The organism is Emticicia sp. (assembly GCF_049241225.1).
Lineage (GTDB): Bacteria > Bacteroidota > Bacteroidia > Cytophagales > Spirosomataceae > Emticicia.
This window is the reverse complement of sequence record NZ_JBMLRC010000162.1, coordinates 2,331-3,614: the sequence shown is the minus strand read 5'-3', so window position 1 is coordinate 3,614 and position 1,284 is coordinate 2,331. Positions and strand designations below refer to the sequence as shown.

Annotated in this window: 2 protein-coding genes and 1 pseudogene; all 3 read left to right on the top strand. The window is 38.9% G+C overall.

Annotated features, from left to right (window positions below):
• Positions 1 to 195 (top strand): hypothetical protein (locus ACOVO2_RS09485; protein WP_421769730.1); only part of this gene is annotated, 195 nt, incomplete at its 5' end.
• Positions 196 to 343: 148 nt separating this feature from the next.
• Positions 344 to 907: an RNA polymerase sigma factor gene (locus ACOVO2_RS09480; RefSeq protein WP_421769729.1), complete on the top strand. Its 564-nt coding sequence runs from the start codon at positions 344 to 346 to the stop codon at positions 905 to 907.
• 91 nt (positions 908 to 998) lie between these two features.
• Positions 999 to 1,284 (top strand): annotated as a pseudogene (locus ACOVO2_RS09475) (hypothetical protein); the annotation flags it as partial.

Genomic DNA, 1,284 nt, shown 5'->3' with positions numbered 1-1,284 from the left:
CGAACCGCTGTAGAAGCTTTTGCAGAGCTCTGCCTAGCCACTCGGCCACAGGACCATATTTTAAGTTCGACTACGCTCACTCACCATTCAAACAATTTTGGTTTCCGTGCGAAGCCGAGGAATCGGATTGCAAAAGTACAAGACTCATGCCAAACTCCCAAAGAATTTTTGAAAAAAAATATATTCTTTAGATAAAAATAAAATTCTCAAAGAATTGAATGTTTATAAGTGTTTGATAATTAGTTAGTTGTGTCAATAAATCGTAATTCGTAAATCAAAAGTCGTAAATTCAATGCAACCCTCTTCGCCTTTTTTTGCATCTTGCTATTGAACACAAGATTTTATGGCTAAACTTTTATCACTTTTCTCGAACGAATACGACCTCGCAAAGGCCGTACAGCGACAAGACCCCAAAGCACAGACGCGACTTTACGAAAAGTTCTCGTCGAAAATGCTGGCGGTCTGCACTCGCTACGTAGGTGATAAAATAGAAGCAGAAGATGTGATGATTGATGGTTTTATGCGAGTTTTCGATAAAATCGACCAGTTTACATTCCAAGGGAGTTTTGAAGGCTGGATTCGCAAAATCATGGTAAACGAAGCCTTGATGTATGTCAGAAGCAAAAAAATGATTGTCGTTGACCTCGAATATGCTATCGAAGAACCCAACGAATCATCATTCAGCACCGACCTCGAAGCATCGGATTTGATGAAACTCATTGAAGAATTACCAGTTGGCTATCGAACAGTTTTTAATCTGTATGCCATCGAAGGTTACAACCATATCGAAATCGGCGAAATGCTCGGGATTTCGGAAGGTACATCAAAATCGCAGTTAAGCCGAGCAAGAGCAATGTTGCAGGCGAAAGTAATGAAATTAGAACAAAGAATGGTTAATGGTTATTAGGGAATTGGTTATTGGTTGATTAGAAAAACTCTAAAATATTTTATCAAATCCACCAATGACCAGTTTTCCAGTAACGAATAACCATACAAAAATGAACATCATAATAAAAATGAAAAAACATCCGATTGACGACCTTTTTGCCAAAAAATTGGCAGAACATCGACAAGAGCCTTCTCAAAAAGCTTTTGAGAAGTTTCAGGCACGTTTACAAGAAAAACAACAAAAACCGAAGGTGGGCTTTTTCTTGGGTAATCGTAATTGGACTTACTATGCCGCTGCGGCAGGTATCGCTATTGCTCTTTCGGTTGGATTTTTGACTCAAAATGATACTTCTATCAATCCAACAGTTGCCAGTGCAGATGTTCCATCTCACGATG